General features: G+C 74.6%; 1 protein-coding gene and 2 pseudogenes. All 3 read left to right on the forward strand.

Going from position 1 to position 1,509, the window contains the following annotated elements; genetic code table 11:
- Positions 1-187, forward strand: a pseudogene (locus EYA84_RS31700) (DUF58 domain-containing protein); the annotation flags it as partial.
- Positions 184-1,134 (forward strand): VWA domain-containing protein, encoded by a 951-nt coding sequence (locus EYA84_RS31705; protein WP_131057837.1) that lies wholly within the window; start codon positions 184-186, stop codon positions 1,132-1,134. The pseudogene EYA84_RS31700 and the gene EYA84_RS31705, both read left to right, overlap by 4 nt.
- Before the next feature lie 20 nt (positions 1,135-1,154).
- A pseudogene (locus EYA84_RS31710) lies at positions 1,155-1,509 on the forward strand (hypothetical protein); the annotation flags it as partial.

Below are 1,509 nucleotides of genomic sequence, written 5' to 3' on the forward strand. Positions count from 1 at the left end.
GCGGGAGCGGTACGCGGCAGCCGCCGCCGCCCAGCGCCTGGCGGTGAACCGGGCGTTGCGGCGGGCCGGTGCGTCACACCTGCCGCTGAGCACCGACCGGGACTGGATCGCCGACATCGTCCGCCACGTCCACGCCCAACGACGGCTCGCCCGAGCCACCCGACCGGCTGGAGGGAGAAACGCGTGAGTTGGGAGTCCCCGGAAAGGTTGTGGCTGCTCGCCGGGGTGGTCGCGCTGGTCGTCGGCTACCTGGTGATGCAGCGGCGACGCAGCCGGTACGCGGTGCGGTTCACCAACCTGCGGCTGCTGGACAAGGTCGCGCCGGCCCGCCCGGCGTGGCGGCGGCACGTACCGGCCGGTCTGTTCATCGCCATGTTGGCGCTGCTGGTGGTCGGGTTCGCCCGGCCCACCGACGAGGTGCGCGTACCCCGTGAACGGGCCACCGTGATGGTCGCGGTGGACGTGTCCCGGTCCATGCTCGCCGACGACGTACCGCCGGATCGGTTGGTCGCGGCCAAGGACGCGGCCCGGGAGTTCGTCGCGGACCTGCCGGAGGAGTTCAACGTGGGGTTGGTGGCGTTCGCGGGCAGCGCCTCGGTGATGGTGCCGCCGACCGGTGACCGGGAGGTGATGGCGGCCGGCATCGACCGGCTCGACGAGGGCGTGACGGGCGTGCAGGGCACCGCGATCGGCGACGCCATCGACGCCTCGCTGGAGTCGATCCGCACGCTTGACGCGCAGGCGGTCGACGAGCCGCCGCCGGCCCGGGTGGTGATCCTCTCCGACGGGGCCAACACCACCGGGCGCAACCCGACCTCGGCGGCGGGCGACGCGGTGGAGGCCGGGGTACCGGTCGACACCATCTCCTTCGGCACGCTCGACGGCCAGATCGGCGCGGGACAGCGCGTCCCGGTCGACGGGGAGACCCTGCGGGTCGTGTCGGAGCAGTCCGGGGGCGGCTACTACGAGGCGGGCAGCAGCGCCGAACTGCGCGAGGCGTACGCCGACATCGGCTCGTCGGTGGGCTACCGGATGGAGCGGCAGGACGTGTCGGCCCGGTTCATCGGTGGCGGGCTGGTGTTCGCGCTGCTGGCCGCGGCGGCGTCGATGCTCTGGTTCTCCCGCCTGCCGTGACGACTTCGAAGGGACAGTTCATGACGAGCACGATTCCGGGCCTCGGTGAGCCGCGCGGGCCGCGGTTCGTCTCCCCGAACCTGTATGGCGATGCCGCCGCGGCGGGCGTACCGGGAGTCGCGTCGGCGCCGCCGGTCGTACCCGCCGTGCCGGGTGGGCCGGTCGGGCCGGTCGGGCCGGACACGCCGCCGGACGTCTCCCCCGGCGGCGGCCCGTCCCGGTGGCCCCGGTTGTTGCTGGTCGGGTTGACGCTGGTGGCGGTCTCGGCGGGCGCCGGTGGCGTGGCCGGTCACCTCGCCGCCCGCGACGATATGCCGGAGGCGGCGGAGGCCGCCGCGCCGCCGCTCGCCCTCGGCCCCGGGGGTGACCTGGTGG

This window comes from Verrucosispora sp. SN26_14.1 (assembly GCF_004307965.1).
Classification (GTDB): domain Bacteria; phylum Actinomycetota; class Actinomycetes; order Mycobacteriales; family Micromonosporaceae; genus Micromonospora.